Source organism: Methanoregula sp. (assembly GCF_002835825.1).
GTDB lineage: Archaea > Halobacteriota > Methanomicrobia > Methanomicrobiales > Methanospirillaceae > Methanoregula.
Map to the genome: position 1 here is coordinate 1 of NZ_PIZH01000765.1, position 1,044 is coordinate 1,044.

The 1,044-nt window shown below is 58.7% G+C and carries 1 protein-coding gene; it reads right to left on the reverse strand.

Translation table 11 applies throughout. The features are described 5' to 3' along the window. Positions 1-1,044 (reverse strand): DUF2298 domain-containing protein (locus CW742_RS15040; protein WP_292421811.1); only part of this gene is annotated, 1,044 nt, incomplete at both ends.

Genomic DNA, 1,044 nt, shown 5'->3' on the forward strand with positions numbered 1-1,044 from the left:
CTGGCCGATAATGGCAGGGATGCCCGGGAATGAAGAGACACGGGAGTAATAGGAGTAATCGCCCTTCTCGGCTTCGACAATAATCTCGCTTCCGGTCAGGGTGCGGAGCCAGGCGATCGCCCCTGCATCCCCCGGGTGTTCCGATTCAAGGAACGCAAGGCCGTCGAGCGTTCCGGAACCGTGGCTGACCGGCGGATTGACATAAAAGGGCAGGATGAAGAGGATCGTGAGCATTATCACGGTCAGGCATGCCGAGGCCTTCGGCGATAGCGCAGGTGCCCGGGCGGATGTATGGAGCTGACGGCCGACCATGGCAAATGCAGCCGTCCCGAGCATCAGCCATGCCGGCAGGTAGCACTTGAAGACGGTGTTCATCCGGAAAAACGTGTCGCCCATATTGTCTTTCAAATAGACGAGCTCGCAGGCGATAAGGATGGCAAGGCCGAACGCGGCCAGAATCTCCGTGAAGTCACGGTTGCTCCTTGCCAGTAAGTATACCAGGGGAATGACCGCTATCGCGGCGGCAGCATACCCAAAAACGGCAAAAGGCAGGCAGGCAAGCAGGAGCCACGGGCGCCTGCGGATATCCGGCACGAGGAGAGCGATGAAGATCGCGATGAAGATCCCGTTAACCCAGAGGAACTCCAATGGATCGGAAGGTCTCGTGACAAGGGCGACGGCCCCGGTATGCGTGACCAGCTGCAGGTAGAATGGCAGGTACAAGAGGATCGAAACCGGCGGGATTGCCAGCAGAAAGGCCCATGTGGGCCGATCAATCGAGGCCCGGTGTCTCCAGACGATGAGGCCGGCCGTGATCAGGAGCAGCGGGGCATAGAGGAGGACGTCCCAGGTGTTAATAAGCGGCATGGAGCCAAGACTGACTGCGATCAGCGCCATGAGGACAATCTTTGCCGTATTCCCGAGGGCCCCCCATCGTTTCCAGGCGTAGAGGAGCAAAAAGATCAGGAACACCTGGTTGAAGATGGAGACAACATGGGCATGGACGTCGCCCCAGATGAACGAGAAGAGCGGGAACTCGTTGAT